Consider the following 25,554-nt stretch of genomic DNA (forward strand, 5'->3'; position numbering starts at 1 on the left):
GCAGGAGTGCCCGGCCGCTGTTGCTCGGGCGACAGCGGGGCAGCCACGCTAGACTGGTCTTTTGCCTGGAGCCTCCATGGACCTCTTGTTTCTCGGCACCTCGGCCGGGGTGCCGACCCGGCGGCGCAATGTCTCGGCCCTTGCCATGATCGAGGACCAGGGCAAGGGCTGGTTTCTCGTCGATTGTGGCGAGGCCACCCAGCACCAGCTGCTGCGCACGCCGCTGTCGGCGGCGGACCTGCGTGCCATCTGCATCACCCATGTGCACGGCGACCACTGCTATGGCCTGCCGGGGCTGCTGGCCAGCGCCGCCATGACCGGACGCAGCCAGCCGCTGGTGCTGATCGCGCCCCAGGCGGTACAGGACTGGCTGGCCGCTACCCAGGCCCTGACCGCGCTGCACCTGCCCTTCGAGTTGCAGTTCCATGCCCTGGAAGGTTTCACCGGGCTTGCCGTGGGCGCCTGGGATATCGACGCCTTCGCGCTTTCCCATCGGGTGCCCAGCCACGCCTTTCGCTTCCGCGAGACCCGCCGACCGCAACGGCTGGATCCGGCAGCCCTGGCGGCTGCCCAGGTACCGCGCGGCCCACTCTGGGGAAGATTGCATGGAGGCGAGGATGTGCCGCACGAGGGCCGCTTGCTGCGCAGCGCCGACTTCCTGCAGGCGGCCCATGGGGAGCGGCGGCTGGTGGTGGCGGGGGACAATGACGATCCTGCGCTGCTGGCGGAGGCCTGCCGGGGCGCTCAGGTGCTGGTCCATGAAGCCACCTACGCCCAGGCGCAGATCGACAAGACCGGGCAGAGCTGGGGCCACAGCAGTGCGGCCGGGGTCGCTCGCTTTGCCGAGGCGCAGGGGCTACCCGCCTTGCTGCTCACCCATTTCAGTCCGCGCTACCAGGCCGCTGTGGGGCGTTCGCCCTCCATCGAGGAGCTGCGCCAGGAGGCGGCGGCTTGCTATAGCGGCGACCTGCACCTGGCGGAGGATTTCTCGCGCTTTCGCCTGGATCGTCAGGGACGACTGAAAACCCTGGGCCAGAGCGGAGGGGCAGGGGATGACGACCCGTATCAGGTGAGAGGCTGAAATTTTTCGGCCTTGTCTGACCTGTTCTCCTTGGGCATAGTGCGAACGTTTATCATTTCAGGATTGTCCTGATCTCTCGTACCTCGTCCCTAGGAGAAGCAAATGGCGGTGTCTTTCAACAAGGTCTCGACGCTGGGCGCCATGGCGCTACTGTCCCTGGCAGTGGCCGCCTGTTCCAATCGCCCGGAGGCACCGACGCCACCGCCACCCGCGCCGGCTCCCGTGGCTGCGCAACCAGCCGCGCCCCAGGCGCCCGCCGAGCTCAAGCGCATCGAGCTGGGTTACGGCGTCTATGAACTGGCCTACAGTCCGGCCAAGCAGTCGGTCTATGCTGCGACCGCCCAACTGACCAAGGGCGTCACCGGCGGGGTGATCTATCAGCTGGACCCGGCGACCCTGGCCATCACCGGGCAGATCCACACCGATCTGAAGAATTTCGCCCTGACCACCGACGCCAGTGGTGAGACGCTGTTCGTCACCAACTCCCTGGATGGTGGTCTGAGCCGCATCGACCTGCGCACCGGCAAGGTGGAGAAGCGCCTGAAATTCAACGAGATGGGCCGCGACGGCCATCCGGTCAATCCGCGCCAGGTCATCCTGCATGACGGTCTGCTGTATGTCGGCGGCGTTGGCGATCCGGGCGTGATCTGGGTGGTGGACGCCAAGACCCTGACCCTCAAGGCGCGCATTCCCAATGCCGGCAAGTGGGTGACCGGCCTGCTGTACTCCGAGGATACCGGGCGTCTCTATGCGGCCAATGGCAGCGGGGAAGTGCTGGTGATCAATCCGCGTACCCGCAAGATCGAGCACCGCTGGACCCCGGGCGATGGCGGCAAGTACCTGCTGCTGAATCTGGCCGAGGATCGCGCGAACCACCAGTTGTTCGTCACCGACAATTCCGAAGCCAAGACCGTGCTGGTCTTCGATATCCGCAGCGGCAAGGTGATCAAGCGCCTGCCGGTGGGCGATGCCCTGGCCATCAAGCTCAATACCACGCGTAACGAGCTGTACATCACTCAGCGCGAGACCGGTCGGCTGCTGATCTTGGACGCCACCACCTACGCCGAGAAGAAGGCCTACGACCTCAAGCCCAATCCCAACAGCCTGCTGGTGAGTCCGGATGGCCAGACGCTGTATGCGACGGTGAAGACGCCCTTCGACAAGGAATACATGAACACCGCGCCGGAAAGCGTGGTGCGCATCGACCTGACCGCGGTGAAGTAAACCGCGCCTGCGGGCTGCCGTGGCGTCCTGCCGCGGTGGCCCTGGGCTTCCCAAGCCCGCCGGGTTGCTCTTGAATGGTGATCCCTCGCCAAGGAGCTACCGGTTTGTCCGCTACCGATCTCAGTTTGCTTCCACTGCTGGACGCCTCCTACCACTACTGGCTCGGCCAACCGCTGCCGCGGCCTGCCGGCCTGTCTCAGGCCGACGTTCTGACGTGGCTGCACGAAAGGGCGCCCTATGCCCTGCTGGCCCACGGCACCGAAAGCGATCCGCTGTTCTGCTATGCCAACTACCAGGCCTTGTGCCGCTTCGGCTATCCCCGCGCCGAGTTTCTCGGCATGCCGTCGCGCTTCAGCGCCTCGCCCAAGGACCGAGACGAGCGTCAGCGCCTGATGGAGGCGGTGGGGCGCCAGGGTTATGCCAGTGGCTATGAAGGCTGGCGGGTCGATCGAGACGGTGAGGCCTTCCAGATCCATGCCGGCGTGGTTTGGAATCTGCTCGATGTCGACGGACAGCGGTTAGGGCAGGCGGCGTTGTTCTGGCCGGATCCGCAGCGGGTTGGTCAGCTGGAGTGAGAGGGAGATCGTTGGGCTTCGCTGCGCTCAACCCAACCTACGATGACTCTTTGGCCATAATGCTTGTAGGTCGATTGAGACGGCTCCATCGTCGAAGCCCAACAGGATCCGCACTAAGCTAGGCTCTGTTGGGCTTCGCTAACGCTCAACCCAACCTACGGTGTTCCTTTTGCAGCGAGGACCGTAGGTTGGGCTGAGACAGCTTCATCGTCGAAGCCCAACAGGGTATGCATCGAGGCTGGGCTCTGTCGGGCTTCGCTGCGCTCAACCCAACCTACGCGGTGAGCTGGACCGCGCCCTCTCCCTTGGGGAGAGGGCTGGGGTAAGGGGGCAAAACCCTCACTCGTTCTCGACGATCAGCACCACCAGGTCCTTGGGCCCATGGGCGCCATAGGCGAGCACCTGCTCGATGTCGGCGGTCTTGGATGGTCCGGAGATCAGGAGGGCGTTGGTCGGCATGCCATCCTGCCAGCGGTGTTGTTGCTGCAACTCATAGAAGTTGTCGACCACGGTGCTGGCCCTGAGCAGGGCGATATGCAACGGCGGCACCAGGCTCATCAGCCGCGGTTCCTGGCGATCCGGCCAGAGCACCAGGCTGCCGGTGGAGGCCAGGGCGCCGAGGGTGCCGGTGAGGCTCGCCGGGGTGTCGTTGAACAGTTCGGCCTTCCACTCTTCCACGGGGCGGTCATAGGCCTTCCAGCGCGGCTGGTCTTGGTCCTGCCAGCGCTCCACCAGGCGCGCGCCATGCGGCGTGCCGGGGGCGATCAACAGCTGATCCAGACCTCGTTCGGCGAGGACGCGCTCCACCTGCGCCGGCCAGTCCGCCGTGGTGGTCAGGTGCGTCTCGGTATGCACCATTTCCATCAGGGTCCGCAGACGGGCGACGCGCTCCGTGGGTGGGTAGCGCCAGGGCTCGGTCACCAGGGCTTCGTCGAAGTTGTCGGCCAGGGGCTGGGTACCCTGCAGACTGCCACGCAGCTTGGCGAGGATGTTGTCGCGGGCGCTCATGGGCGGTTCTCCAGGTGTTCGCGGGCCAGTTCGTGGAGCGAGCGCTTCGCTGGCTTGGGCGCGCTGTGGTGCTCGGTCCAGGGCCCGAGTTGGCCCGGGGTGAAGCGGCCGAAGCGGGTGGCCAGGTAGCTGAAGCCGCGATAGAGCAGCGGCGAGGTGAAGAGGCTCTGCCAGGCATGCCAGGTCCAGCGCTCGCGGGCGGAAAACTTGCTGCCCTGGCCGCGCAGAAGCTGCGGCTCTGCCGCGGGCGCCTTGACGTTTTCCTCGCGCAGTCGGCGCAGCAGGGCGGGAATCGGGATCTTCACCGGGCAGACTTCACCACAGGCGCCGCACAACGACGAGGCGCTGGGATGATCGGGCGCCCGTTCCAGGCCGACCAGATGCGGGGTGATGATGGCGCCGATGGGGCCGGGATAGACCTCGCCATAGGCGTGGCCGCCGATGCGGGTATAGACCGGGCAGTGGTTCATGCAGGCGCCGCAGCGGATGCAGTTGAGGGTCTGGCGCAATTCGCTGTCGGCGAAGGCCTGGCTGCGGCCGTTGTCCAGCAGCACCAGGTGCACCTCGTGCGGCCCGTCCAATTCCTCGGCCTTGCGCGGCCCGGAGATCATGTTGACGTAGGTGGTGATGGGCTGACCCAGCGCCGAGCGGGTCAGCAGCGACAGCAGAGGCACCACGTCTCTGAGGTTTTCCACCACCTTCTCGATGCCGGTCACGGCGATATGTACGGGCGGCACCGTGGTCGACATTCGCCCGTTGCCCTCGTTTTCCACCAGCAACAGGGTGCCGGTCTCGGCCACGGCGAAGTTGACCCCGGAGATGCCGATGTCGGCCTCGAAGAATTTTTGCCGCAACACCCGCCGGCCGGTCTGGATGAGTTCATCGACGTCGGTGGTGTAGGGCTCGGCCAGGTGCTCGTGGAAGAGGGTGCCCACCTGCTGCCGGTTGAGGTGGATGGCCGGCATGATGATGTGTGACGGCTTCTCGCCGGCGAGCTGGATGATGTACTCGCCCATGTCCGACTCCAGGCAGTCGATGCCCTGGGCGCCGAGGACGTGGTTCATGTCCATCTCTTCGCTGACCATGGACTTGCCCTTGATCAGCAGTTTGGCCGCATGGCGCTCGGCGATCCCCTGGACGATGGCGTTGGCCTCGGCCGTGGTCTCGGCCCAGTGCACCTGGACGCCATTGCGTCTGAGATTGGCTTCCAGCCGCTCCAGCAGATCCGGCAGCTTGGACAGCGCCCGGGCCCGGATGCGATTGCCCAACTCGCGCAGGCGCTCGCGCTCGTCGGCGTCGCTCATGCTGGCCAGCCGCTTGGTCATCAGCGAATCCATGGCCGTGCGGAAGTTGCGCCTGAGCTGGTCGTCGCCCAGGGCCTGACGCGCACGCGTCTTGAAGGGCGGCGCCTCGCTGATGTCGGTAAGGGGAATCTTCAGCATCTCGTTCACGCTGCACCTCCGATACGGCGCCAGAGAAAGCTCGCCAGGTGTTCGCCACGCAAGGCGGCGCGTTGCTTTTCCAAGGCACCGTTGATGTTCATCAGGCAACCGCAGTCGGCGGTGAGCACCTGGGCGGCACCGCTGTCCTGCAGGGCACGGGTCTTGTCCGCCACCATGGCACCGGAGATGTCCGGCATGCGTACCGAGAAGGTGCCGCCAAAACCGCAGCATTCGCTCTCGTGATCATGGTCGACGCGCTCCACGGCCGCCAACTGGCTGAGCAGAGCGCGGCCGTGCAGGTGGGTCTGCATCTCGCGCCGAGCGCTGCAGGAGGTGTGCAGGGCCACCTTGGTCGGGGCGCCGCGGTCCTGGTAGTCGACCTGGCAGACGTTGAGCAGGAATTCCGCCAGTTCATAGGTGCGTTCAGCGAGATCCTGTACTTGGCGCAAGGTCTCGGGCTCATCGGCGAACAGCTCGGCATAGTGATGGCGCAGCATGCCGGCGCAGGAGCCGGAGGGCACCACCACGGGCCAGGGTTCGGCGAAGAGCGCCAGCTGGGCGCGGGCTACGGCACGGGCTTCCTCGGTATAGCCCGAGGTGTAGGCCGGCTGGCCGCAGCAACTCTGCGCCTGGGGAAAATGCACGCGGATACCCTCGCGCTCCAGCAGGCGAATGCTGTCCAGGCCGGCTTCGGGATAGAAGAGGTCGACCACGCAGGTGCCGAACAGATAGACCTGGGTCGGTTTCTGCTGCGGATAGGTCCGTGGCGGCGTCAGGGGCGGCGCGGTACGGGTGGCGTTGGGGGCGGCGTTGTAGAAAAGATCGTTCATCAGGCGTCACTCCGGGTTAGCCCGGTAATAAGAGGACCGGCGATGGCCTGAGCCGCCGCCGGGAAACGTGCTATCAGTGCACCAGCATCCCGGTGAACACATAGGCCTGCGCCAGGGTGATGAAGCCGACCAGGACGGCGAAGCCGATACTGTGGCGCACGGTGAAGCGGAACAGGTCGGACTCCTTGCCCACCATCCCGGTGGCAGCGCAAGCCACGGCGATGGACTGCGGCGAGATCATCTTGCCGGTCACGCCGCCGGAGCTGTTGGCGGCCACCAGCAGGGTGTCGGAAACGCCGATCTGGTGCGCGGTGGTCGCCTGCAGCGAGCCGAACAGGGCGTTGGAGGAGGTATCCGAGCCGGTCAGGAACACCCCCAGCCAGCCCAACAGCGGCGAGAAGAAGGGGAACAGCGCGCCGGTGCCGGCCAGCAACAGGGCGAGGGTGGTGGACATGCCCGAATAGTTGACGACGAAGGCAAAGGCCAGCACCAGCCCGATGGACAGGATCGGCTTGCGCAGTTCCACCAGGGTTTCCTTGAACACACCCAGGGCGGTCGAGGGCTTGATGCGGAAGATGGCCATGGAGATCAGGGCGGAAATCAGGATGGCCGTGCCCGAGGCCGACAGCAGGTCGAGCTTGTAGACCGCCGGCATGGGCGTCGGGGTGGCCACGATCGGCAGTGTCTTGATCACCAGCTTGTCCAGATAGGGCACTGGGACGTTGATCACCAGGGCATAGAGAGCGCCGCCGGTGGCGAACAGTGCCTTGAAGGCCTTGGTGGTCCAGAGGGTGACGATCACGGTCAGGATCAGGAAGGGTGACCAGGCCTTGATCACGGTGCCCAGCGAATGCTCCGGTGGCAGGCGACCGCCTTGGCCGAAGCCTGCACCACCGCCTAGCGCAGCTGCGCCGCCGCCGCTCACCACGGTGTTGGCACCGGCAGTGGCCTGCTGCGGTTGGCTCAGCTTGAGGTAGCCGGTGAGGGCGATCATGGCAGCCAGAGACGAGGTGATGTCAGGCAGTTCTGGGCCGAGGAAGTTGGAGGTCAGGTACTGGACCACCGCGAAGGTGCCACCGCAGATCAGCGCCGGTTTCCAGGTTTCCCGCAGGCCACGCATGCCATCCATCATGAACATCAGCCACAGCGGTATCAGCAACGCCAACAGTGGCAGCTGGCGACCGGTCATGGCGCCGATCTTGAAGGCGTCGATGCCGGTCACCTGACCGGCGACGATGGTCGGGATGCCCAGGGCGCCAAAGGCCACCGGTGCGGTGTTGGCGATCAGGCAGAGACCGGCCGCCTTCAGCGGGTTGTGGCCCAGGCCTACCAGCAGCGCGGCGGTAATGGCCACGGGCGCGCCAAAGCCGGCGGCTCCTTCGAGGAAGGCGCCGAAGCAGAAGCCGATCAGCAGCACCTGCAGGCGCTGGTCGTCGGTAATGGACAGCACCGAGCTGCGGATGATGTCGAACTGGCCGCACTTGACCGTCAGCTTGTAGAGGAACACCGCCGTGACGATGATCCAGGCGATGGGCCAGAGGCCGTAGAGGAAACCGTAGCCGGCCGAGGCCAGCGCCTTGTCCACCGGCATGCGGTAGACGAGCAGCGCGATGGCCAGGGCGAGCGCCAAGGTCAGGGCGCCCGCGACGTGGCCCTTGAGTCTCAGGCCGGCGAGGGCGACAAAAAAGAACAGAATGGGCAAGGCGGCGACGAAGGCCGAAAGGCCCAGGCTGCCAAGGGGGAGATAGATCTGTTGCCAGGTTTCCATCGGGTGCTCCTTGATTGTTTTTGTAGGGAGGCGGCAGGACGGGGTTGCACAAGATCGCGACCTGTGGCAAAAATTGGTAAGACCAATTTACAAGGGCGACTTCACGCACGTTAAGCGGGGTCTTTGCCTCTGTCAAACCCCTTGATGTGCGACTTTCGTCGGCCCATCCCTTCCACCCGGCGGACGGCCGCTGCTGTCCGCGGCATTTTTCGAGGTTTTTCATGGGGTTCGAACCGGTCAAGCAACGTCGTCTGTCGGACGACATCGTCAAGAATCTTGAGGCGCTGATCGCCGAGGGTTCCCTGCGACCTGGCGAGCGCCTACCAGCCGAGCGGGTGCTGGCCGAGCGCTTCGGGGTGTCGCGACCGTCCCTGCGTGAGGCCATCCAGAAACTGGTAGCGCGGGGACTGCTGCTCAGCCGCCAGGGCGGCGGTACCTATGTCACCGAGGCGCTCAACAGTGCCTTCACCGATCCGCTGCTGCCGCTGTTGGAAAGCCGCGAGGAAACCCGGCGCGACCTGCTGGAATTTCGCCATACCCTGGAAAGCGCCTGCGCCTACTACGCTGCGCAACGGGCCACCGAGCCTGATCTGGCGCGACTGACCCTAGCCTGGGAACGACTGGAAGATTGCTATCGGCGGCGGGAGACCCTGGCTCGGGAAGAGGAGGGTGAAGCCGATGCGGCTTTTCACCTGGCCATCGCCGAGGCCAGTCACAACGCCGTCTACCTGCACAGCATTCGCAGCCTGTTCGAACTGCTGCGGCATCACATGGTGACCAATATCGGCGGCATGCAGGCCCAGCGTGGCGAAACCCGCGAGCGCTTGCTGGAACAGCACCGGACGCTCTACCAAGCCATTGTCGCGGGTGAAGCCGAACGCGCGCGCGAGGCAGCGAGCCTGCATCTGGGCTATGTACGAGAGGTTCTGGAAGAGGCGGGAGCCATGGCAGGCCGTCTAGCACGGGCCAAACGGCGCGACGAACTCTGAAAAAAGCTGGCGGAAAAACTTGTAGTGGCACTAAGCTACTACAATAAGTTATCCGTCCGTGGCTAAAGTTTAGCGTTCCAGAGCTGATAACCCGGTCACACCTTCCCGCCTTCGTTGGCGTCTAGACCGGTATCTTCCTGTGGAACACGCCCCTTCCTCGCCTTCGCTCGTCGACTTTACCTTCACCCCTGCATTGCTGGGTGCCTGCGGCACCGGCGCGATCCTGTACGCGGGCGGTGTCACCGCGACCACCCTGGCCCTGAGCGCCACCCAGGTGGTCCTGGCCATGGGCCTGGGCTTCTGGCAGCTGCGTCGCGCTCAGGCACGGCAGGTCGAGCGGTCTGCCGGCCAGGCCATCCACCAGAGCCCGGTCAGCGGCCGGGACGAAGCTCTCGAAGCCCTCTGTGTAGCCGTGCTGCCAGTGTGGTCCGAGCAGATCGAAGCCGCGCGCGTCCATACCGAGCAGGAAATCGTCAGTCTGACCAGTCGCTTCGCCGAGCTGGCGGACCGTATCCACAGTGTCGCTGGCAACGATCACGGCAGTGGCGATCGCCTGGTCAGCCTGATGGCCAGCAGCCAAAACCAGTTGGACGGCATCCTGCAGTCGCTGCGTGAGGCGCTGTCGAGCAAGGGGGCGTTGCTCACCGAGGTCAACGGCTTGGCCGGCCTGACCGAGCAACTCAAGAGCATGGCCAAGGACGTCGGCGACGTGGCCCGCCAGACCAACCTGCTGGCCCTCAACGCCGCCATCGAAGCCGCGCGTGCCGGTGAAGCCGGGCGCGGTTTCGCCGTGGTCGCCGACGAGGTCCGCAAGCTGTCCACGTTGTCCGGCGACACCGGGCAGAAGATCGGCGAAACCGTGGAAACGGTGAATGGCGCCATTGCCCGCACCCTGGAGCTGTCGCAACGCCACGCCGAGCGCGACACCGGCACCCTGAACCAGTCCGGCGAGACCATCGAACAGGTCATCGGTAGCTTTGGCGGCACCACCCGCGACGTGGTCGAGCGCAGCGATGCCCTGGCCGACAACGCCGCGGCCGTGGGCGGCGCCATCGCCGAGGTGCTGGTCGCCCTGCAGTTCCAGGATCGCGTCAGCCAGATGCTCGGCCACATCCGCGACGACCAGGCCCGCCTCGAGCGCCTGGTGATCGAGCGTCGCGCCCTGGCCGCCAGCGGCCAGCCGCTGCCGCCCCTCGACACCAAGGGCTGGCTCGCCGAGCTGGCCCGTACCTACACCATGGCCGAGCAGGTCGCCGTGCACCACGGCAAGCGACCGGCCGCCGCCGCTGCCGAATCCGATATCACCTTCTTCTAAGGAAAGCTGCCATGAGCAACAAGACCATTCTGATCGTCGACGACTCCATCTCCATCCGCCAGGTGGTGTCCATGACGCTGAAAAGCGCGGGCTACGACGTCATCGAGGGCTGTGACGGTCGCGATGCCCTGACCAAGCTGGACGGTCGCAAGGTGCACCTGATCATCAGCGACGTGAACATGCCCAACATGGACGGCATCACCTTCGTCACCGCGGCCAAGAAGCTGCCCGCGTACAAGTTCACTCCGGTGATCATGCTCACCACCGAATCCGATGCCGCCAAGAAGGCCGCCGGTCAGGCCGCTGGGGCCAAGGCCTGGATGGTCAAGCCGTTCCAGCCCGCACAGATGCTGGCAGCGGTTTCCAAGCTGATCATGCCCTGATAGCCCCGGAGGCTACCCATGAACGACGTCATTCGTACCCGGTTGCCCTTCTCCGGGCCGCTGACCATCTACACCGCGGCGGACAGCAAGCCGCTGCTGATGGAGCCCCTGGCCGCCGGGGGCACCGTGGCGTTGGAGCTGGCCGAGGTCGATGAATTCGATTCGGCCGGGCTGCAGTTGCTGCTGCTGGCCCACCGGGAGGCGCAACGGTTGGGGGGTAGTCTCGAGCTGGTCGATCCCAGCCCCGCCGTCACCGAACTGCTGGAGCTGGCAGGTCTCGCCGACTTCTTTACCGCGGCTGCCGCGGAAGGTGTTGCCGCATGAACATGGACGAGATCCTCAAGACGTTCATCGCCGAGAGCGAGGAGCTGTTGCAGCAGATGGAGGCCGCCCTGCTGCAGATTGAGCAGGCGCCGGATGACGCCGAGCTGATCAACGCCATCTTTCGCGCCGCCCATACCATCAAGGGTTCGGCGGGGCTGTTCGGCCTGGACCATGTGGTGGCCTTCACCCATGTCGCCGAAAGCGTGCTCGATCGCATCCGCAGTGGTGAAATGGCCTTCGACGAGACGCTGTCGGCACTGTTCCTGGAGGTTTGCGACCACCTCAATGGCCTGATTGCCCGGGTGTCGTCCGGCAGCGAGCCGGAGGCCGACTTCCAGGCCGTGGGCGCCGCTCTGGTGCAGCGCCTGGAGCATTATCTGCAGCCGAGCGCCCAGGCGGCCCAGCCGACCGCCGTGGCGCGCGCCCTGGTGACACCGGTGGATGGCGTGGCCGCCGGCCACTGGCACCTGTCGCTGCGCTTCGGCCCGGACATGCTGCGCAATGGCATGGATCCGCTGGCCTTCGTGCGCTACCTCAATACCTTCGGCCGCATCGTCAACATCGTTACCCTGTTCGATGCCATTCCGACCGCCGCCGAGATGGATCCGGAAACCTGCTACCTGGGCTTCGAGGTCGCCTTCGACAGCGACGCCGACAAGGAAACCATCGAGGCGGCCTTCGAATTCGTCCGCGAAGACAGCCAGATCCGCATCCTGCCGCCGCACAGCCGCAGCAGCGACTATTGCCAGCTGATCGACGACCTGCCCGAGGAAGACCTGCGCCTGGGCGAAATCCTGGTGCGCTGCGGCACCCTGACCGCCACCGAGCTGGACGAGGTGCTGCGCCGCCAGGCAGATCCGGCGGTGCCGCGCAAGCCCATCGGCGAGGTCTTGGTCGAGGCCCAACTGGTCAATCCGCCGGTGGTGGACGCGGCCTTGAACAAGCAGCGCAAGATCAAGGAACAGCGGGCGCCAGCCAGCGAAGGCCAACTGATCCGTATCGACGCCACCAAGCTCGACCAGCTCATCGACCTCATTGGCGAACTCATCATCGCCGGTGCCGGCACCCAGCTGATCGCTCAGCAGAGCGGCCTGACCACCCTGGTGGAATCCACCGGGGTGCTGTCGCGCCTGGTCGAGGAGGTGCGGGATACCGCCCTGACCCTGCGCATGGTGCAGATCGGCACCACCTTTAACCGCTTCCAGCGCGTGGTGCGCGACGTCTCCAAGGAAATCGGCAAGGACATCGCCCTGCGCATCAGCGGCGGCGATACCGAGCTGGACAAGACCGTGGTGGAAAAGATCGGCGATCCGCTGACCCACCTGATCCGCAACGCCATGGACCATGGCATCGAATCCGCCGAATTGCGCCTGGCCCGCGGCAAGCCGACCCAGGGCACCGTGGGCCTCAACGCCTATCACGAGTCGAGCAGCATCGTCATCGAGGTCACCGATGACGGTGGCGGCCTGTCGCGCGAGCGCATCCTGCGCAAGGCGACCGAGCGCGGTCTGATCAGCGAAGGCCAGGTGCTGGGCGACAAGGAGGTGTTCAACCTGATCTTCGAACCGGGTTTCTCTACCGCCGAGCAGATCAGCAACCTGTCGGGTCGCGGCGTCGGCATGGACGTGGTGAAAAAGAACATCACCGCCCTGCGCGGCAGCGTCGACCTCACCAGCGAGGAGGGCCGGGGCACCACGGTAACGATCCGCCTGCCGCTGACCCTGGCGATCATCGACGGCTTCCTCATCGGCGTTGGCAAGGCCGCCTACGTGGTGCCCCTGGAAGCGGTGGAGGAGTGCATCGAATTGACCGAGGCGGCCAGCGTCCAGGCCAGTGGCAACGACTATCTCGACCTGCGTGGCGAGGTGCTGCCGGTGCTGCGCCTGCGCCAGCTGTTCGCCATCGAGGAAGCGCCGCCGCGGCGCCAGAACGTGGTGGTGGTGCGCTACGCCGGCCAGCGCGCCGGTCTGGTGGTCGATCAGCTGCTCGGTGAATTCCAGACCGTGATCAAGCCTCTCGGTCCGTTGTTCGACCACAACCGCAGCCTGGGCGGCTTCACCATCCTCGGCAGCGGCGCCGTGGCGCTGATCCTCAGCGTGCCCGGGTTGATCGGCGAGGCTTCGTCCACCACCGTCTCCGCCCACGCCGCCGTACCGGCCTGAGCGACAAGGAATAAGAATACATGACCGTTACCAAACGCATGTCCCTGCTGGTGCTCTCCGCGCTGCTGGGCATCATCCTGCTCGCGGGTATCGCCTACCAGCAGTTGAGCCAGGTGTACGACCGCGCCAATTACGGCAACGACAACACCGTACCGTCGATCCTGGGCATCGATGCCATCGATGCCCATTCGGCCGACATCATCACCGGCATCTACCGCCACCTGGCCGCGGACGGCGACGTCGCCACGCGCGAGGCCGAGAAGGAACTGACCGAGGCCCAGCAACTGACCGAAAAGGCGCTCAAGGACTATGAGCCGCTGATCTCCGACGAAGCCGATCGGCGCATGCTGCAGGACGATCGCCAGGCCATCGTGGCCCTGAACGATCTGGTGGCAACGGTGTTGCCTCTGTCGCGAGCGAGCCAGGACGAGGACGTCAAACGCATCCTCGGCGAGCAGCGCAAGGTGATCGACCATGTCGGCGATGCCCTCGATGCGCACCGCAGTTACAACCAGAAGCTCGGCAGCGAGCAGGCGCAGGTCGCCGGCCGTACCATGAGCCAGGCCACCGTCCTCTCCATCGGCATCGCCTTGGTGACCCTGCTGGCCGTCGGCCTGCTCGGTTTCTTCATTACCCGCAACCTGCTGCGCCAACTGGGCGGCGAGCCGGCCGAGGTGGCCAAGGTCGCCAACCGCACGGCCGCAGGCGACCTGCCCGACGATCTGCAGCTACGCGCTGGCGACGATTCCAGCCTGATGGCCGCCATGCAGCGCATGGTGCTGACCCTGCGCGGCCTGGTGCAGGAGATGACCACCATGGCCGTCGAGCATGATCGCGGCGAGACGGACGCGCGCCTGCCGCAGGAGCGATTCCAGGGGGCCTTCCGCAACGTCGCCGAAGGGGTCAATGCGATGGTCGCCGGTCACCTGGAGGATTCCCACAAGGCCATGGCCTGCGTGAAGAGCTTTGGCGAAGGCGATCTGGCGGCCGAGCTGGAACGTTTCCCCGGCAAGAAGGCGGTGATCAACGACAACCTCGAACAGGTGCGCGGCAACATCCAGCGCCTGGTCGCGGAAATGGTGCAGCTGTCCGAGGCCCATGATCGCGGCGCGACGGACGCCCGCATTCCGGTGGAGCGTTTCCAGGGTACCTTCCGCAGCATGGCCGAAGGCGTCAATGCCATGGTCGCCGGGCACCTGGAGGATTCGCGCAAGGCCATGGCCTGTGTGAAGAGCTTTGGTGAAGGCGATCTTTCGGTGCCGCTGGAACGCTTCCCTGGGCAGAAGGCAGTGATCAACGACAACCTCGAGCAGGTCCGCGGCAACATCCAGCGCCTGGTCGAAGACGCCGCCCAGCTGAGCCAGGCGGCCATGGCCGGGCGCCTCGATAGCCGTGCCGACGCCAGTGCCCACCAGGGCGACTTCCGCCGTATCGTCGCCGGCATCAACGGCACCCTGGACGCCATCGTCGCCCCGGTCAACGAGGCCATGGGCGTGATGGCCGGTCTGGCCCAGGGTGACCTGAGCCGTACCGTCCAGGGCGCCTACCAGGGCCAGCTGCTAGAGTTGAAGAATTCCATCAACGGCACCGTCGGCAAGCTGAACCAGATCATCGGCGACGTACGGCTGTCGGCCGATGCCCTGGCCAGTGCCTCGGAAGAGATCTCCGCCACCGCCCAGAGCATGAGCCAGGCCAGTACCGAACAGGCCGCTTCGGTGGAAGAGACCAGTGCCAGCGTCGAGCAGATGTCGGCCTCCATCGCCCAGAACACCGAGAATGCCCGGGTCACCGACGGCATGGCCGGCAAGGCCGCGCGAGAGGCGGGCGAGGGTGGTGAAGCGGTACGTGATACCACGGTGGCGATGAAGACCATCGCCGACAAGATCGGCATCGTCGACGCCATCGCCTACCAGACCAATCTGCTGGCGCTCAACGCGGCCATCGAAGCGGCCCGCGCCGGCGAGCACGGCAAGGGCTTCGCGGTGGTGGCGGCCGAGGTGCGCAAGCTGGCCGAACGCAGTCAGGTCGCGGCCCAGGAGATCGGCGACGTGGCCAAGAACAGCGTGGCCCTGGCCGAGCGCGCCGGCACCCTGCTGGACCAGATCGTGCCCTCCATCGGCAAGACCTCGGAGCTGGTGCAGGAGATCGCCGCGGCCAGCGAAGAGCAGAGCAGCGGGGTGAGTCAGATCAACGGCGCCATGCTGCAACTAAACCAACTGACCCAGCAGAACGCCTCGGCCTCGGAGGAGCTGGCGGCCACTGCCGAGGAAATGAGCGGCCAGGCCGAGCAACTGCAGCGGCTGATGGGCTTCTTCCACACCGGCGAAGGCCGCGTCGTGCAGGACCTGGATCGAGCGCTGGAAGCCACACGGCCAAGGACGGCGCGGGTCCCCGGCAAGCTCTTGCGCAACGGCACCGCGGGTGGCGTACCTGAAGGCTACGCCCCCTTCGATTCCTGACCCCTTATCCTATGGCCACCTGCGGGTGGCCTTTTTGAGACTACCGACATGACTGTCATCAAGAAAATGCTGCTGCTGGTGCTGTCCGCGCTATTGGGCATCATGGTGCTGGCCGGCACCGGCCAATATGAAATCGACCAGGTGTTCCAGGCCGCCAACTATGGCAACGACAATACCGTGCCCAGTTTGAAGGCGCTCGGCGAGATCAACGATAGCCGCTCCGATTACGTGGTAGGCATCTATCGTCACGTGCTAGCGACCAGCAGCGAAGCCATGACCACCGCCGAGCAGGACCTGGCCGCGGCCAAGGAGCGCATCGGCCAGAACCTCGGCAAGTACGATGCGTTGGTTTCGGATGATCGCGATCGCACACTGCTGGCAACCGATCAGGCCGCCTTCAATGCCCTGTTCAGCCTGGGCGAGCAGGTCATTGCCCTGTCGCGGCAGAATCGCAACGACGACGCCCAGAACCTGATGCGCAGCCGTACCGACGTGATGCTCGCCATCAACAAGGCCCTCGACGAGCACGTCAGTTACAACCAGACCCTGGCGCAGCAGGGCGTGCAAGTCGCCCAGAAGACCAAGGTCGAGGCCACCTGGCTGGCCCTGTCCATCGCCCTGGCGACCCTGCTGGCCGTTGCCCTGCTGGGTTTCTTCATCACCCGCAATCTGCTGCGTCAGCTGGGTGGTGAGCCCTCCGTGGTCGCCACCTTAGCCGGCCGCGTGGCTGCAGGCGATCTGCCCGACGACATCAAGCTGCGGGGCGACGACAAGACCAGCCTGATGGCGGCCATGCAGAACATGGTTACCACCCTGCGCGGGCTGATCACCGAAATGACCAGCATGTCGACTGCCCATGACCGTGGCGAAACCGTGGTCCGCATTCCGGCGGACCGTTTCCAAGGTGCCTATCGCAGCATGGCCGAAGGCGTCAACGGCATGGTTGCCGGTCATCTCAGCGATTCCGCCAAGGCCATGGCTTGCGTCAAGAGCTTTGGCGAAGGCGATCTGTCGGTGCCGCTGGAGCGCTTCCCCGGCCAGAAGGCGGTGATCAACGACAACCTCGAGCAGGTGCGCGGCAATATCCAGCGTCTGGTCGAGGACGCCAACCAGCTGAGCCAGGCGGCCATGGCCGGTCGTCTCGACAATCGTGCCGATGCCAGTGCCCACCAGGGTGACTTCCGGCGCATCGTCGCCGGCATCAACGGTACCTTGGATGCCATCGTCGCCCCGGTCAATGAAGCCATGGCGGTGATGTCCGGGCTGGCCGAAGGCGATCTGAGTCGCACCGTTCAGGGTGATTACCAGGGCCAGTTGCACGAGCTGAAGACGTCCATCAACGGCACCGTCGGCAAGCTGAACCAGATCATCGGCGAGGTCCGGTTGTCGGCCGATGCCCTGGCCAGTGCCTCAGAAGAGATTTCCGCCACCGCTCAAAGCATGAGCCAGGCCAGTACCGAGCAAGCTGCCTCGGTGGAAGAGACCAGTGCCAGCGTCGAGCAGATGTCGGCCTCCATCGCCCAGAACACCGAGAATGCCCGGGTCACCGACGGCATGGCCGGCAAGGCCGCGCGGGAAGCGGGCGAGGGTGGTGAAGCGGTGCGTGACACCACGGTGGCGATGAAGACCATCGCCGACAAGATCGGCATCGTCGACGCCATCGCCTACCAGACCAATCTGCTGGCGCTCAACGCGGCCATCGAAGCGGCCCGCGCCGGCGAGCACGGCAAGGGCTTCGCGGTGGTGGCGGCCGAGGTGCGCAAGCTGGCCGAGCGCAGCCAGGTCGCGGCCCAGGAGATCGGCGACGTGGCCAAGAACAGCGTGGCCCTGGCCGAGCGTGCCGGCACCCTGCTGGACCAGATCGTGCCCTCCATCGGCAAGACCTCGGATCTGGTGCAGGAGATCGCCGCGGCCAGCGAAGAGCAGAGCAGTGGGGTAAGTCAGATCAACGGGGCTATGCTGCAGTTGAATCAGCTGACTCAGCAGAACGCCTCGGCCTCGGAAGAGCTGGCGGCCACTGCCGAGGAAATGAGCGGCCAGGCCGAGCAACTGCAGCGGCTGATGGGCTTCTTCCACACCGGTGAAGGCCGTGCGGTACAGGACCTGGAACGGGCCATGGAGCGGGCTCGGCCAGCCGCTCCGCGCAGTCCGCAAGTCGCCGTCCGTTCCCAGTCCGCCGCCGGTGGTCGCTTGCCGGAAGGCTACGTACGTTTCTCGGAGTAACCCATGAACGCCCTGACGATCTCCGATCTAGAGCAAGACACCCTGGGTCACCAGCACCTGACCTTTGTCGTGCAGGAAGAGACCTATGCGGTGGATACCCTGGCCGTGCGCGAGATTCTCGAGTTCGGCCAGCTCACCCAGGTTCCGCGGATGCCGGCGTGCATCCGCGGCGTCATCAACCTGCGCGGGGCGGTGGTGCCGGTGATCGATCTGGAGGCAAGCTTCGGCGGTAGTCCGACCCAGGTCGGGCCACGGACCTGCGTCGTCATCCTGGAGGTGCCCACGGGCGATGACCTGCAGGTGCTTGGCGTGGTCGTCGATGCGGTCAGCGAGGTGCTGGAGATCGCCCCCGGCGACATCCGCCCGGCGCCCAGCTTCGGTAGTCGCCTGCGCCCGGACTTCATCGCCGGCATGGTCAAGTCGGGCAGCGGCTTCGTCGTCGTCCTCGATGTCCCGCGGGTGCTGGATATCGAAGAACTGGCCGGCCTGGCCGCGCGTAGTACCAGCTGAGCGCCGCTGGACCCCTGATGCAAAGACTCAGAAAAGACAGGAAAAAGGAAGCGCAACATGCAGTTGATGTTCTCGCTACGGACTCGAGTGGTGTGGTCGGTACTGGGCATGGCCGTAGCCCTGCTTCTGGTAGTGGGGGCGGCCTGTTATCAGCTGAAAGCTTTGGGTGGCCCAGATGTCGGTTCGGCCCAGTGGCTGGTGGGCGTGCTGGGCCTGGCTGCCCTGGGCGTAGTGGTCCTCGGTGGCCGGTTCATCATGCACACCTTGCAGCGTCAGCTTGGCGCCGATCCGCGGGTTGCCGCCCAGGTGGTGGCGCAGCTCGCGCGTGGTGAGTTTCCACGCCAGTTGCCGTTGCGCGAAGGGGATACCCAGAGCCTGTTGGCGCAACTGGCCGGGCTGGTGGCGACCCTGCGCGAAGTGGATGCCGAGTGGGGACGCATCAACACGGAGCAGGCGCGAGGTCAGCTCGACGGTCGCTCCAATGCCAGGGCGTTTCCGGGTTGCTATCGCGATTGGTTGGAGCAGTACGCTGGCACGCTGCAACTGCAGCAGGACGAGCAAAGACGTGCCATGGCCTGCGTCAGCGCGATCGCCGCTGGCGATTTCACGGCGAAGCTCGATCCCTATCCCGGGCAGAAGGGCTTCATCAACGCCAGTGTCGAGGAACTGCGCGGCAGTCTGCAGACCCTGCAGGGCGAATTGCAGCGGATGTCCCACGAGCATGCCATCGGCGATATCGAGGTCTGCATCGAAGCCCAGGGCCTGCAGGGCGCCTTTGCCGAGATGGCCAGCGGTATCAACGCGCTGGTCGACAGTCACATCCAGGTCAAGAAGAAGGCCATGGCCTGCGTCAAGGCCTTTGGCGAGGGCGACCTGACGGCGCCGCTGGAGGCCTTCCCGGGCAAGAAAGCCTTCATCAACGCCCACATCGAGCAGCTGCGGGGCAATCTGCAGGGATTGATGGCGGAGATGCAGCGGATGTCCCAGGAGCATGATGCCGGCGACATCGACGTCAGTATCGACGCCGAACGCTTCCAGGGCTCCTATCGCGAAATCGCCGCTGGCATCAATGCCATGGTCGCCGGTCATATCGCGGTGAAGAAGAAGGCCATGGCCTGCATCAAGGCCTTCGGCGAAGGCGATCTCTCGGCGCCGCTGGAGCGCTTCCCCGGCAAGAAGGCCTTCATCAACGACAACGTCGAACAGGTTCGGATCAATATCCAGCGTCTGATCGATGACGCCCAACACCTCAGCGAGGCGGCCATGGCCGGTCGCCTCGATACACGCGCCGATGTCAGCCTGCATCAGGGCGATTTCCGTCGAATCGTCGCCGGCATCAACGGTACCTTGGACGCCATTGTCGCCCCGGTGAACGAGGCCATGGGCGTGATGGCCAGGCTAGCGGAGGGGGATCTGAGTCGTACCGTTCAGGGCGACTACCAGGGCCAGTTGCTGGAGCTGAAGAATTCCATCAACGGCACCGTCGACAAGCTCAACCAGATCATCGGAGAGGTGCGGTTGTCGGCCGATGCCCTGGCGAGTGCCTCGGAGGAGATCTCCGCCACCGCTCAGAGCATGAGCCAGGCCAGCACCGAGCAGGCGGCATCCGTGGAAGAAGCCAGTGCCAGCATCGAAGAGATGTCGGCGTCCATCGCGCAGAATTCGGAACATGCGAAGGTTACCGACGGCATGGCCGGTAAGGCGGCCCAGGAGGCGCAAGAGGGTGGTGCTGCGGTCCGTGATACCACCGTGGCGATGAAGACTATCGCCGACCGGATCGGTATTGTCGACGACATCGCCTACCAGACCAATCTGCTGGCGCTCAACGCGGCCATCGAGGCGGCGCGGGCCGGGGAGCACGGTCGTGGCTTCGCGGTGGTGGCCGCCGAGGTGCGCAAGTTGGCCGAGCGCAGCCAGGTGGCGGCCCAGGAAATCGGTGCCGTGGCCAAGAATAGCGTGGCTCTGGCTGAACGCGCCGGCACCCTGCTGGACCAGATCGTCCCTTCCATCACCAAGACCTCGAGCCTGGTACAGGAGATCGCCGCGGCCAGCGACGAGCAGAGCGGCGGGGCAGGGCAGATCAACGCCGCCATGCTGCAACTCAATCAGATCACCCAGCAGAATGCCTCGGCATCGGAAGAGCTGGCGGCCACGGCCGAAGAGATGAGCGGCCAGGCCGAACAGCTGCAACGACTCATGAACTTCTTCCATACCGGCGAAGGGCGCGCCCCGCGCGACCTGGATCGCGCGCTGGAACACGTCCGGCCGTCGTTGCCGAGGTCCCATCATCCGCTGGGGTCCAGTCGTGGCGAGGCGCCAATCGCCCGCTTTCCAGAAGGTTTCACACGCTTCGGTGAATAGCGCCTAGGCGCCATGCCGTGGCCTGGCTGAACAGCCATCGGCTGGCGCCGCTGCGCCGGCTGACGCGCCCCTTGAAGGTAATGCCACCGATTGATCGGCTGGCTAGGTCGCCGTGCTAACCGAATGGACGGCTGCGGACCAGGGGTAACGCTTCGTTTCCTTGGGGAAAGGAAGTGGCACACACGCCAGCCAGGCTAGGCCTTGGTATTGCTGAGTCGCGCTGCCAAGGCCCTGTCGAGCAACGGATGAGGCGCATTCCAGAGCGGACACGCGGTAAGTGCTAGATAGCAGAACGGTTAAAGAAGGCCAGGGCTAGGCCGAAGAACTGGACAGTAACCATTAGGAAGTCATTCCATGCTGAACAAGATGCGTGTTTCGACCAAATTGATGCTGGGCTTCGGCGCCGCCATCCTCATGCTGCTGCTGACCATCGGCGTGGCGCTGCTGAACATGGGGACGATGAGGGAAGCCGCTGACTCCATGTCGCAGTATCGCTTTCCCATGACGGTGCAGGCCAACACCCTGGCCCGCAACACCCTGGATTCCGGCCGCCAGATGCGTAACCTGCTGCTGCAGGACGGCGCTGACCAGCGTGCCAAGACCCTCGACGAGATCAAGCGCATTCGGGGCGAGAACGGCGACATCCTCACCGACCTGGGCAAGAAGATCCAGAGCGACGAAGGCAAGCAGAAGCTCAAGGCCGTGCTGGAAAGTCGCCAGCGGCTGCAGGACAAGTACAGCGAATTCTTCCGCCTGCTGGACGTCGACCATGGGCAGGCGCGTGACTATCTGCTCAACGTCTTCGCCCCCAACAACAACGAGCTGGTCACCGCGGTCAATCAGCTCAATGACCTCCAGGCCCAGCGCATGATCGAGTCCGGCGAAGCCGCGACCGCTGCCTATGTGGACGCCCGCAACCTGATGATCGTCCTGGGTGCCGTGGCGTTGCTGATGTCGGTCGCCATGGGCTACCTGATCGCCCGCAGCCTCATCCGCCAGCTGGGCGGCGAGCCGGCCTATGCCGCCGATGTGGTCAGTCGGGTCGCCCGCGGCGATCTGAGCGTCGTGGTGGAGACCCGCGAGGGCGATACCACCAGCATGCTGGCGGCCATCCGCGGCATGACCGAACGCCTCGGGCAGATCATCGGCGAGGTACGCGGCAACGCCGATTCTCTGGCCAGTGCCTCCGAAGAGGTCTCGGCCACCGCCCAGAGCATGAGCCAGGCCAGCACCGAGCAGGCTGCCTCGGTCGAAGAGACCAGCGCCAGCATCGAGCAGATGTCGGCCTCCATCGCCCAGAACACCGAGAACGCCCGGGTCACCGACGGCATGGCCGGCAAGGCCGCGCGGGAAGCGGGCGAGGGTGGCGAGGCGGTGCGCGATACCCTGGTGGCGATGAAGACCATCGCCGACAAGATCGGCATCGTCGACGCCATCGCCTACCAGACCAACTTGCTGGCGCTCAACGCCGCCATCGAAGCGGCCCGCGCCGGCGAGCACGGCAAGGGCTTCGCGGTGGTGGCGGCCGAGGTGCGCAAGCTGGCCGAACGCAGCCAGGTGGCCGCCCAGGAGATCGGTGAGGTCGCCAAGAACAGCGTCGCCCTGGCCGAGCGTGCCGGTACTCTGCTCAGCGAGATGGTCCCCTCGATCAACAAGACCTCGGATCTGGTGCAGGAGATCACCGCCGCTTCCGAAGAGCAGAGCGCCGGGGTCGATCAGATCAACAGCGCCATGCTGCAACTGAGCCAGCTCACCCAGCAGAACGCCTCGGCGTCGGAAGAGCTGGCGGCCACCTCCGAGGAGATGAGCGGCCAGGCCGAGCAACTGCAGCAACTGATGGAATTCTTCACCCTGGGCAATGCCCTGCCGGGCGCCAACGCGGGCCTGTCCCCGAATACCGGCTCGAGCCAGGGCAAGACCAAGCGCAAGGCATCCGCCTTCCGCTCCGCACCCCTGACCGTTACCACCCGGGGTAAGGCGCCTGTCGGCTTCGCCCACTTCGAGGAGAGTGTCTGATGAGTAGTGCAGATCTGCCCCGGCAGTTTCTTACCTTCCAGCTGGGAGGTGACATGTACGCGGTGGGTACCGGCTGCGTGCGCGAGATCATCGAGTACGGCGCGGTGACCAGCGTACCCATGCTGCCGCCATCGATCCGTGGGGTGATCAACCTGCGCGGCGCCGCGGTACCGGTGATGGACCTCGGCGTGCGATTTCATGGCCAGCCCACCGAGGTGAGCCGGCGCAGCTGCATCGTGGTGCTGGAGGTGCAGGGCGGGCAGCGCACCCAGGTGCTGGGGGTGGTGGTGGATGCCGTCAGCGAGGTGCTGGAAATCGGTGCGGATGCCATCGAGCCGGCGCCGGATTTCGGCGCCCGGGTGCGCACCGATTTCATCCTCGGCATGGCCAAGCAAGGCGACGGCTTCGTCATCCTGCTCAACATCGAGCGCGTGCTCGGTGAGGACGACTACCAGCAGCTCGCTGCCATTCCGGCTGCCTGAGCATGAGCGTGTCCGAGGCCCTCGCGCTCACCGATGCCGAGTTCCAGCAATTCCGCTCCCTCATCTTCAAGGTCGCGGGCATCAGCATGTCCGATGCCAAGAAGCCGCTGGTGGGCGGACGGCTGGCCAAGCGCATCCGCCTGCGCCAGCTGCCCAGCTACGGTGCCTACTTCCGCCTGATCCAGCAGGATCGGGGGGAATTCCAGATGGCGGTGGATCTGCTCACTACCAACGAGACCTATTTTTTCCGCGAGCCGAAGCATTTCGACTTCCTGCGCAACCAGGTGCTGCCGAACTGGAAGGGCAGCCAGCCGTTTCGCCTGTGGAGCGGTGCCTGTTCCTCCGGCGAAGAGCCCTACACCCTGGCCATGACCCTGGCCGAAGGTCTCGGTGACAAGCCCTGGGAGATGCTCGCCTCTGACCTCAGCACGCGCGTGCTGGAGAAGGCCCGCCTGGGTCAGTATCCGTTGGAGGAGGCCGAGGGCATTCCCGCGGCGCTGCTGCGGCGTTACTGCTTCAAGGGCGTGGGTAACAACGCCGGCATCTTCCTGGTCGATCCGGCACTGGCGGCGCGCATCTCCTTCATGCAGATCAACCTCAATACCCGGTTGCCGGAGGTGGGCAAATTCGACGTCATCTTTCTGCGTAACGTGATGATCTATTTCGATCTGCCCACCAAGCGCCAGGTCGTCGAACGGCTGGTCCGCCATCTGCGTCCGGGTGGCTATTTCTTCATCAGCCATTCGGAAACCCTCAATGGCGTGACCGAGGCCTTGCGCATGGTGTCGCCTTCCATCTATCAGCGGCCGATCTGAGCACCGTGGCGGTGGGCGAACGCTTCCTCACCCCCGGCGACTGGTATTTCGGTCGTGGCGATCTGCAACTGCGGACGGTACTGGGCTCTTGCGTGTCCTTCGTCTTCTGGCACCCGGGTGATCGGTTGGGGGGCATGACCCACTCCCTGCTGCCCAGTCGGCTGGGTGGCGCCAAGACCACCCGGCGCGACGGCCATTACATCGACGATGCCCTCTATCTGATCCTCAGGGCCATGGCGCGCCATGGCAGCGATCCACGCGGGTATCGCATTCACCTCTATGGCGGTGGCTCCATGTTCCCCGGAGTGCCGAGCACGCCGGCGGCGTCCATCGGGCAGCGCAACGTGGAGGCCGCGCGCGCCTTGCTGGCCGCCTATGGTCTAAGGTGCGACAAGACCCATGTCGAAGGCATCGGGCACCGCAAGTTGATCCTCGATCTGCGCACGGGCGCCGTCTCTCTCCAGCAGGCGACCCTGAGCGCAAATCCCTCCTCTCCGGACTACCCCTAATGAATAAGATCAAGGTTCTCATCGTCGACGATTCAGCCGTGGTGCGTCAGGTGCTGGCACAGAGCCTGGCCCTGGATCCGGGCATCGAGGTGGTCGGCGTAGCGGCCGATCCGGTGTTCGCCATGGACAAGATGCGCAAGCAATGGCCGGACGTCCTGGTGCTGGACGTGGAGATGCCGCGCATGGACGGCATCACCTTTCTCAAAAAGCTGATGTCCGAGCGGCCGACCCCGGTGGTGATCTGCTCCACTCTCACCGAGAAGGGCGCTGCCACCACCCTGCAGGCCATGGCGGCTGGTGCGGTTAGCATCGTCACCAAGCCCCAGGCCAATCTCAAACAATTCCTCCAGGGCTCGACCGAGGACCTGGTGCATGCCATCAAGGCGGCAGCCCGCGCCAATCTCAAGCGCCTGGCGCCGCGGGCGGCGCCCGTGGTGGCAGCGCCCAAGCTCAGCGCCGATGTCATCCTACCCGCCGGTGGCACGGCCATGGCCCGGACCACCGAGCGGCTGGTGGCACTGGGCACCTCCACCGGGGGTACCCAGGCGCTGGAAGCCGTGCTCACCTCCCTGCCGCGGGTCTGTCCCGGCATCGTCGTCGTGCAGCATATGCCCGAGCGTTTCACCGCCGCCTTCGCCGAGCGCCTGGATCGCCTCTGCGACCTTGAGGTCCGCGAAGCGCGGCACGGTGATCGCGTCACCCCGGGACGGGTGCTCATCGCCCCGGGTGGCCGGCACATGTTGCTCAAGCGCAGTGGTGCCCAGTACCACGTGGACGTGGTCGATGGCCCGCCGGTGAGCCGCCACCGACCTTCGGTGGACGTACTGTTCCGCTCGGTGGCGCGGGCGGCCGGCAGCAACGCCCTCGGCATCATCATGACCGGCATGGGCGACGACGGCGCCCGTGGCCTCAAGGAACTACGCGAAGCCGGCGGCCGTACCCTCGGCCAGGACGAAGACAGCTGCGTGGTCTACGGCATGCCCAAGGAGGCCATGAAACTCGGCGCCGTGGAGCAGGAAATCGGTCTCAACCAGATCGCCGCCGCCATCCTCAAAGGCGGCGCCTAGACGAACTTGCG

General features: G+C 65.4%; 20 protein-coding genes and 2 pseudogenes. 18 read left to right on the top strand and 4 right to left on the bottom strand.

Annotated elements, in window-relative coordinates:
• The first annotated feature begins 76 nt into the window (after positions 1-76).
• From FEZ61_RS02125 to FEZ61_RS02135, 3 genes are all read left to right on the top strand, one after another.
• The gene (locus FEZ61_RS02125; protein ID WP_173146977.1) at positions 77-1,081 is read left to right on the top strand and encodes a ribonuclease Z; all 1,005 of its coding nucleotides are present in this window, start codon (positions 77-79) and stop codon (positions 1,079-1,081) included.
• A 102-nt stretch (positions 1,082-1,183) separates the two neighbouring features.
• The gene (locus FEZ61_RS02130; protein ID WP_160923060.1) at positions 1,184-2,305 is read left to right on the top strand and encodes a YncE family protein; all 1,122 of its coding nucleotides are present in this window, start codon (positions 1,184-1,186) and stop codon (positions 2,303-2,305) included.
• A 104-nt stretch (positions 2,306-2,409) separates the two neighbouring features.
• Positions 2,410-2,880, top strand: a complete 471-nt coding sequence (locus tag FEZ61_RS02135; protein WP_173146979.1) for an MEKHLA domain-containing protein — start codon at positions 2,410-2,412, stop codon at positions 2,878-2,880.
• 339 nt (positions 2,881-3,219) lie between these two features.
• Here FEZ61_RS02135 and FEZ61_RS02140 read toward each other — a convergent pair whose 3' ends face one another.
• From FEZ61_RS02140 to FEZ61_RS02155, 4 genes are all read right to left on the bottom strand, one after another.
• Entirely contained in the window at positions 3,220-3,888 is a 669-nt protein-coding gene (locus tag FEZ61_RS02140) for a lactate utilization protein C (RefSeq protein ID WP_017642745.1), read from the bottom strand.
• Entirely contained in the window at positions 3,885-5,330 is a 1,446-nt protein-coding gene (locus tag FEZ61_RS02145; protein WP_173147012.1) for a LutB/LldF family L-lactate oxidation iron-sulfur protein, read from the bottom strand. Before FEZ61_RS02145 ends, FEZ61_RS02140 begins: the two co-directional genes overlap by 4 nt.
• A 5-nt stretch (positions 5,331-5,335) precedes the next feature.
• Positions 5,336-6,160: a (Fe-S)-binding protein gene (locus FEZ61_RS02150; protein WP_160923062.1), complete on the bottom strand. Its 825-nt coding sequence runs from the start codon at positions 6,158-6,160 to the stop codon at positions 5,336-5,338.
• 73 nt (positions 6,161-6,233) lie between these two features.
• Positions 6,234-7,928 carry a lactate permease LctP family transporter gene (locus FEZ61_RS02155; protein ID WP_068384870.1) on the bottom strand — a complete coding sequence of 565 codons (1,695 nt, stop codon included), beginning with the start codon at positions 7,926-7,928 and terminating at the stop codon, positions 6,234-6,236.
• A gap of 221 nt (positions 7,929-8,149) precedes the next feature.
• Between FEZ61_RS02155 and FEZ61_RS02160 the strand changes: the two genes are divergently transcribed.
• From FEZ61_RS02160 to FEZ61_RS02225, 15 genes and pseudogenes are all read left to right on the top strand, one after another.
• The gene (locus FEZ61_RS02160) at positions 8,150-8,917 is read left to right on the top strand and encodes an FCD domain-containing protein (protein ID WP_064307183.1); all 768 of its coding nucleotides are present in this window, start codon (positions 8,150-8,152) and stop codon (positions 8,915-8,917) included.
• 139 nt (positions 8,918-9,056) lie between these two features.
• Positions 9,057-10,232: a methyl-accepting chemotaxis protein gene (locus tag FEZ61_RS02165; protein ID WP_173146981.1), complete on the top strand. Its 1,176-nt coding sequence runs from the start codon at positions 9,057-9,059 to the stop codon at positions 10,230-10,232.
• 11 nt (positions 10,233-10,243) lie between these two features.
• Positions 10,244-10,615, top strand: a complete 372-nt coding sequence (locus FEZ61_RS02170) for a response regulator (RefSeq protein WP_007162125.1) — start codon at positions 10,244-10,246, stop codon at positions 10,613-10,615.
• 18 nt (positions 10,616-10,633) lie between these two features.
• A complete protein-coding gene (locus tag FEZ61_RS02175; RefSeq protein WP_017642751.1) occupies positions 10,634-10,939 on the top strand; it encodes an STAS domain-containing protein in 306 nt (101 codons plus the stop codon).
• On the top strand, positions 10,936-13,101 hold the full coding sequence (locus FEZ61_RS02180; protein WP_017642752.1) for a chemotaxis protein CheA: 2,166 nt from the start codon (positions 10,936-10,938) through the stop codon (positions 13,099-13,101). Before FEZ61_RS02175 ends, FEZ61_RS02180 begins: the two co-directional genes overlap by 4 nt.
• A 20-nt stretch (positions 13,102-13,121) precedes the next feature.
• Positions 13,122-15,560 carry a methyl-accepting chemotaxis protein gene (locus FEZ61_RS02185; RefSeq protein ID WP_093249238.1) on the top strand — a complete coding sequence of 813 codons (2,439 nt, stop codon included), beginning with the start codon at positions 13,122-13,124 and terminating at the stop codon, positions 15,558-15,560.
• 48 nt (positions 15,561-15,608) lie between these two features.
• Positions 15,609-17,783, top strand: a complete 2,175-nt coding sequence (locus FEZ61_RS02190; protein ID WP_173146983.1) for a methyl-accepting chemotaxis protein — start codon at positions 15,609-15,611, stop codon at positions 17,781-17,783.
• Between the two features lie 3 nt (positions 17,784-17,786).
• Positions 17,787-18,293: a chemotaxis protein CheW gene (locus tag FEZ61_RS02195; RefSeq protein WP_173146985.1), complete on the top strand. Its 507-nt coding sequence runs from the start codon at positions 17,787-17,789 to the stop codon at positions 18,291-18,293.
• A 570-nt stretch (positions 18,294-18,863) separates the two neighbouring features.
• Positions 18,864-19,505: pseudogene (locus FEZ61_RS24320) on the top strand (methyl-accepting chemotaxis protein); the annotation flags it as partial.
• A 51-nt stretch (positions 19,506-19,556) separates the two neighbouring features.
• A pseudogene (locus FEZ61_RS24670) lies at positions 19,557-20,501 on the top strand (methyl-accepting chemotaxis protein); the annotation flags it as partial.
• Between the two features lie 507 nt (positions 20,502-21,008).
• Positions 21,009-22,670, top strand: a complete 1,662-nt coding sequence (locus tag FEZ61_RS02205; protein WP_173146989.1) for a methyl-accepting chemotaxis protein — start codon at positions 21,009-21,011, stop codon at positions 22,668-22,670.
• Positions 22,670-23,152 carry a chemotaxis protein CheW gene (locus FEZ61_RS02210; protein ID WP_173146991.1) on the top strand — a complete coding sequence of 161 codons (483 nt, stop codon included), beginning with the start codon at positions 22,670-22,672 and terminating at the stop codon, positions 23,150-23,152. The genes FEZ61_RS02205 and FEZ61_RS02210 overlap by 1 nt, the downstream gene beginning before the upstream one ends.
• A 2-nt stretch (positions 23,153-23,154) precedes the next feature.
• Positions 23,155-23,967: a protein-glutamate O-methyltransferase CheR gene (locus tag FEZ61_RS02215; protein WP_064307176.1), complete on the top strand. Its 813-nt coding sequence runs from the start codon at positions 23,155-23,157 to the stop codon at positions 23,965-23,967.
• A gap of 11 nt (positions 23,968-23,978) precedes the next feature.
• A complete protein-coding gene (locus tag FEZ61_RS02220) occupies positions 23,979-24,476 on the top strand; it encodes a chemotaxis protein CheD (RefSeq protein WP_231356310.1) in 498 nt (165 codons plus the stop codon).
• Positions 24,476-25,543 (top strand): chemotaxis response regulator protein-glutamate methylesterase, encoded by a 1,068-nt coding sequence (locus FEZ61_RS02225; protein WP_017642761.1) that lies wholly within the window; start codon positions 24,476-24,478, stop codon positions 25,541-25,543. Before FEZ61_RS02220 ends, FEZ61_RS02225 begins: the two co-directional genes overlap by 1 nt.
• Positions 25,544-25,554: the final 11 nt, after the last annotated feature.

The sequence above is a fragment of the Pseudomonas sp. MS15a(2019) genome, from assembly GCF_013277805.1.
Taxonomy (GTDB): domain Bacteria; phylum Pseudomonadota; class Gammaproteobacteria; order Pseudomonadales; family Pseudomonadaceae; genus Chryseomonas; species Chryseomonas benzopyrenica.

What these genes read in the sequence shown, in the direction of transcription:
- FEZ61_RS02125 (WP_173146977.1), top strand. Translation starts at nt 77, where the DNA reads ATGGACCTCTTGTTTCTCGGCACCTCGGCCGGGGTGCCGACCCGGCGG.
- FEZ61_RS02130 (WP_160923060.1), top strand. Translation starts at nt 1,184, where the DNA reads ATGGCGGTGTCTTTCAACAAGGTCTCGACGCTGGGCGCCATGGCGCTA.
- FEZ61_RS02140 (WP_017642745.1), bottom strand. Translation starts at nt 3,888, where the DNA reads ATGAGCGCCCGCGACAACATCCTCGCCAAGCTGCGTGGCAGTCTGCAG.
- FEZ61_RS02145 (WP_173147012.1), bottom strand. Translation starts at nt 5,330, where the DNA reads ATGCTGAAGATTCCCCTTACCGACATCAGCGAGGCGCCGCCCTTCAAG.
- FEZ61_RS02150 (WP_160923062.1), bottom strand. Translation starts at nt 6,160, where the DNA reads ATGAACGATCTTTTCTACAACGCCGCCCCCAACGCCACCCGTACCGCG.
- FEZ61_RS02155 (WP_068384870.1), bottom strand. Translation starts at nt 7,928, where the DNA reads ATGGAAACCTGGCAACAGATCTATCTCCCCCTTGGCAGCCTGGGCCTT.
- FEZ61_RS02160 (WP_064307183.1), top strand. Translation starts at nt 8,150, where the DNA reads ATGGGGTTCGAACCGGTCAAGCAACGTCGTCTGTCGGACGACATCGTC.
- FEZ61_RS02170 (WP_007162125.1), top strand. Translation starts at nt 10,244, where the DNA reads ATGAGCAACAAGACCATTCTGATCGTCGACGACTCCATCTCCATCCGC.
- FEZ61_RS02175 (WP_017642751.1), top strand. Translation starts at nt 10,634, where the DNA reads ATGAACGACGTCATTCGTACCCGGTTGCCCTTCTCCGGGCCGCTGACC.
- FEZ61_RS02180 (WP_017642752.1), top strand. Translation starts at nt 10,936, where the DNA reads ATGAACATGGACGAGATCCTCAAGACGTTCATCGCCGAGAGCGAGGAG.
- FEZ61_RS02185 (WP_093249238.1), top strand. Translation starts at nt 13,122, where the DNA reads ATGACCGTTACCAAACGCATGTCCCTGCTGGTGCTCTCCGCGCTGCTG.
- FEZ61_RS02190 (WP_173146983.1), top strand. Translation starts at nt 15,609, where the DNA reads ATGACTGTCATCAAGAAAATGCTGCTGCTGGTGCTGTCCGCGCTATTG.
- FEZ61_RS02195 (WP_173146985.1), top strand. Translation starts at nt 17,787, where the DNA reads ATGAACGCCCTGACGATCTCCGATCTAGAGCAAGACACCCTGGGTCAC.
- FEZ61_RS02205 (WP_173146989.1), top strand. Translation starts at nt 21,009, where the DNA reads ATGCTGAACAAGATGCGTGTTTCGACCAAATTGATGCTGGGCTTCGGC.
- FEZ61_RS02210 (WP_173146991.1), top strand. Translation starts at nt 22,670, where the DNA reads ATGAGTAGTGCAGATCTGCCCCGGCAGTTTCTTACCTTCCAGCTGGGA.
- FEZ61_RS02215 (WP_064307176.1), top strand. Translation starts at nt 23,155, where the DNA reads ATGAGCGTGTCCGAGGCCCTCGCGCTCACCGATGCCGAGTTCCAGCAA.
- FEZ61_RS02225 (WP_017642761.1), top strand. Translation starts at nt 24,476, where the DNA reads ATGAATAAGATCAAGGTTCTCATCGTCGACGATTCAGCCGTGGTGCGT.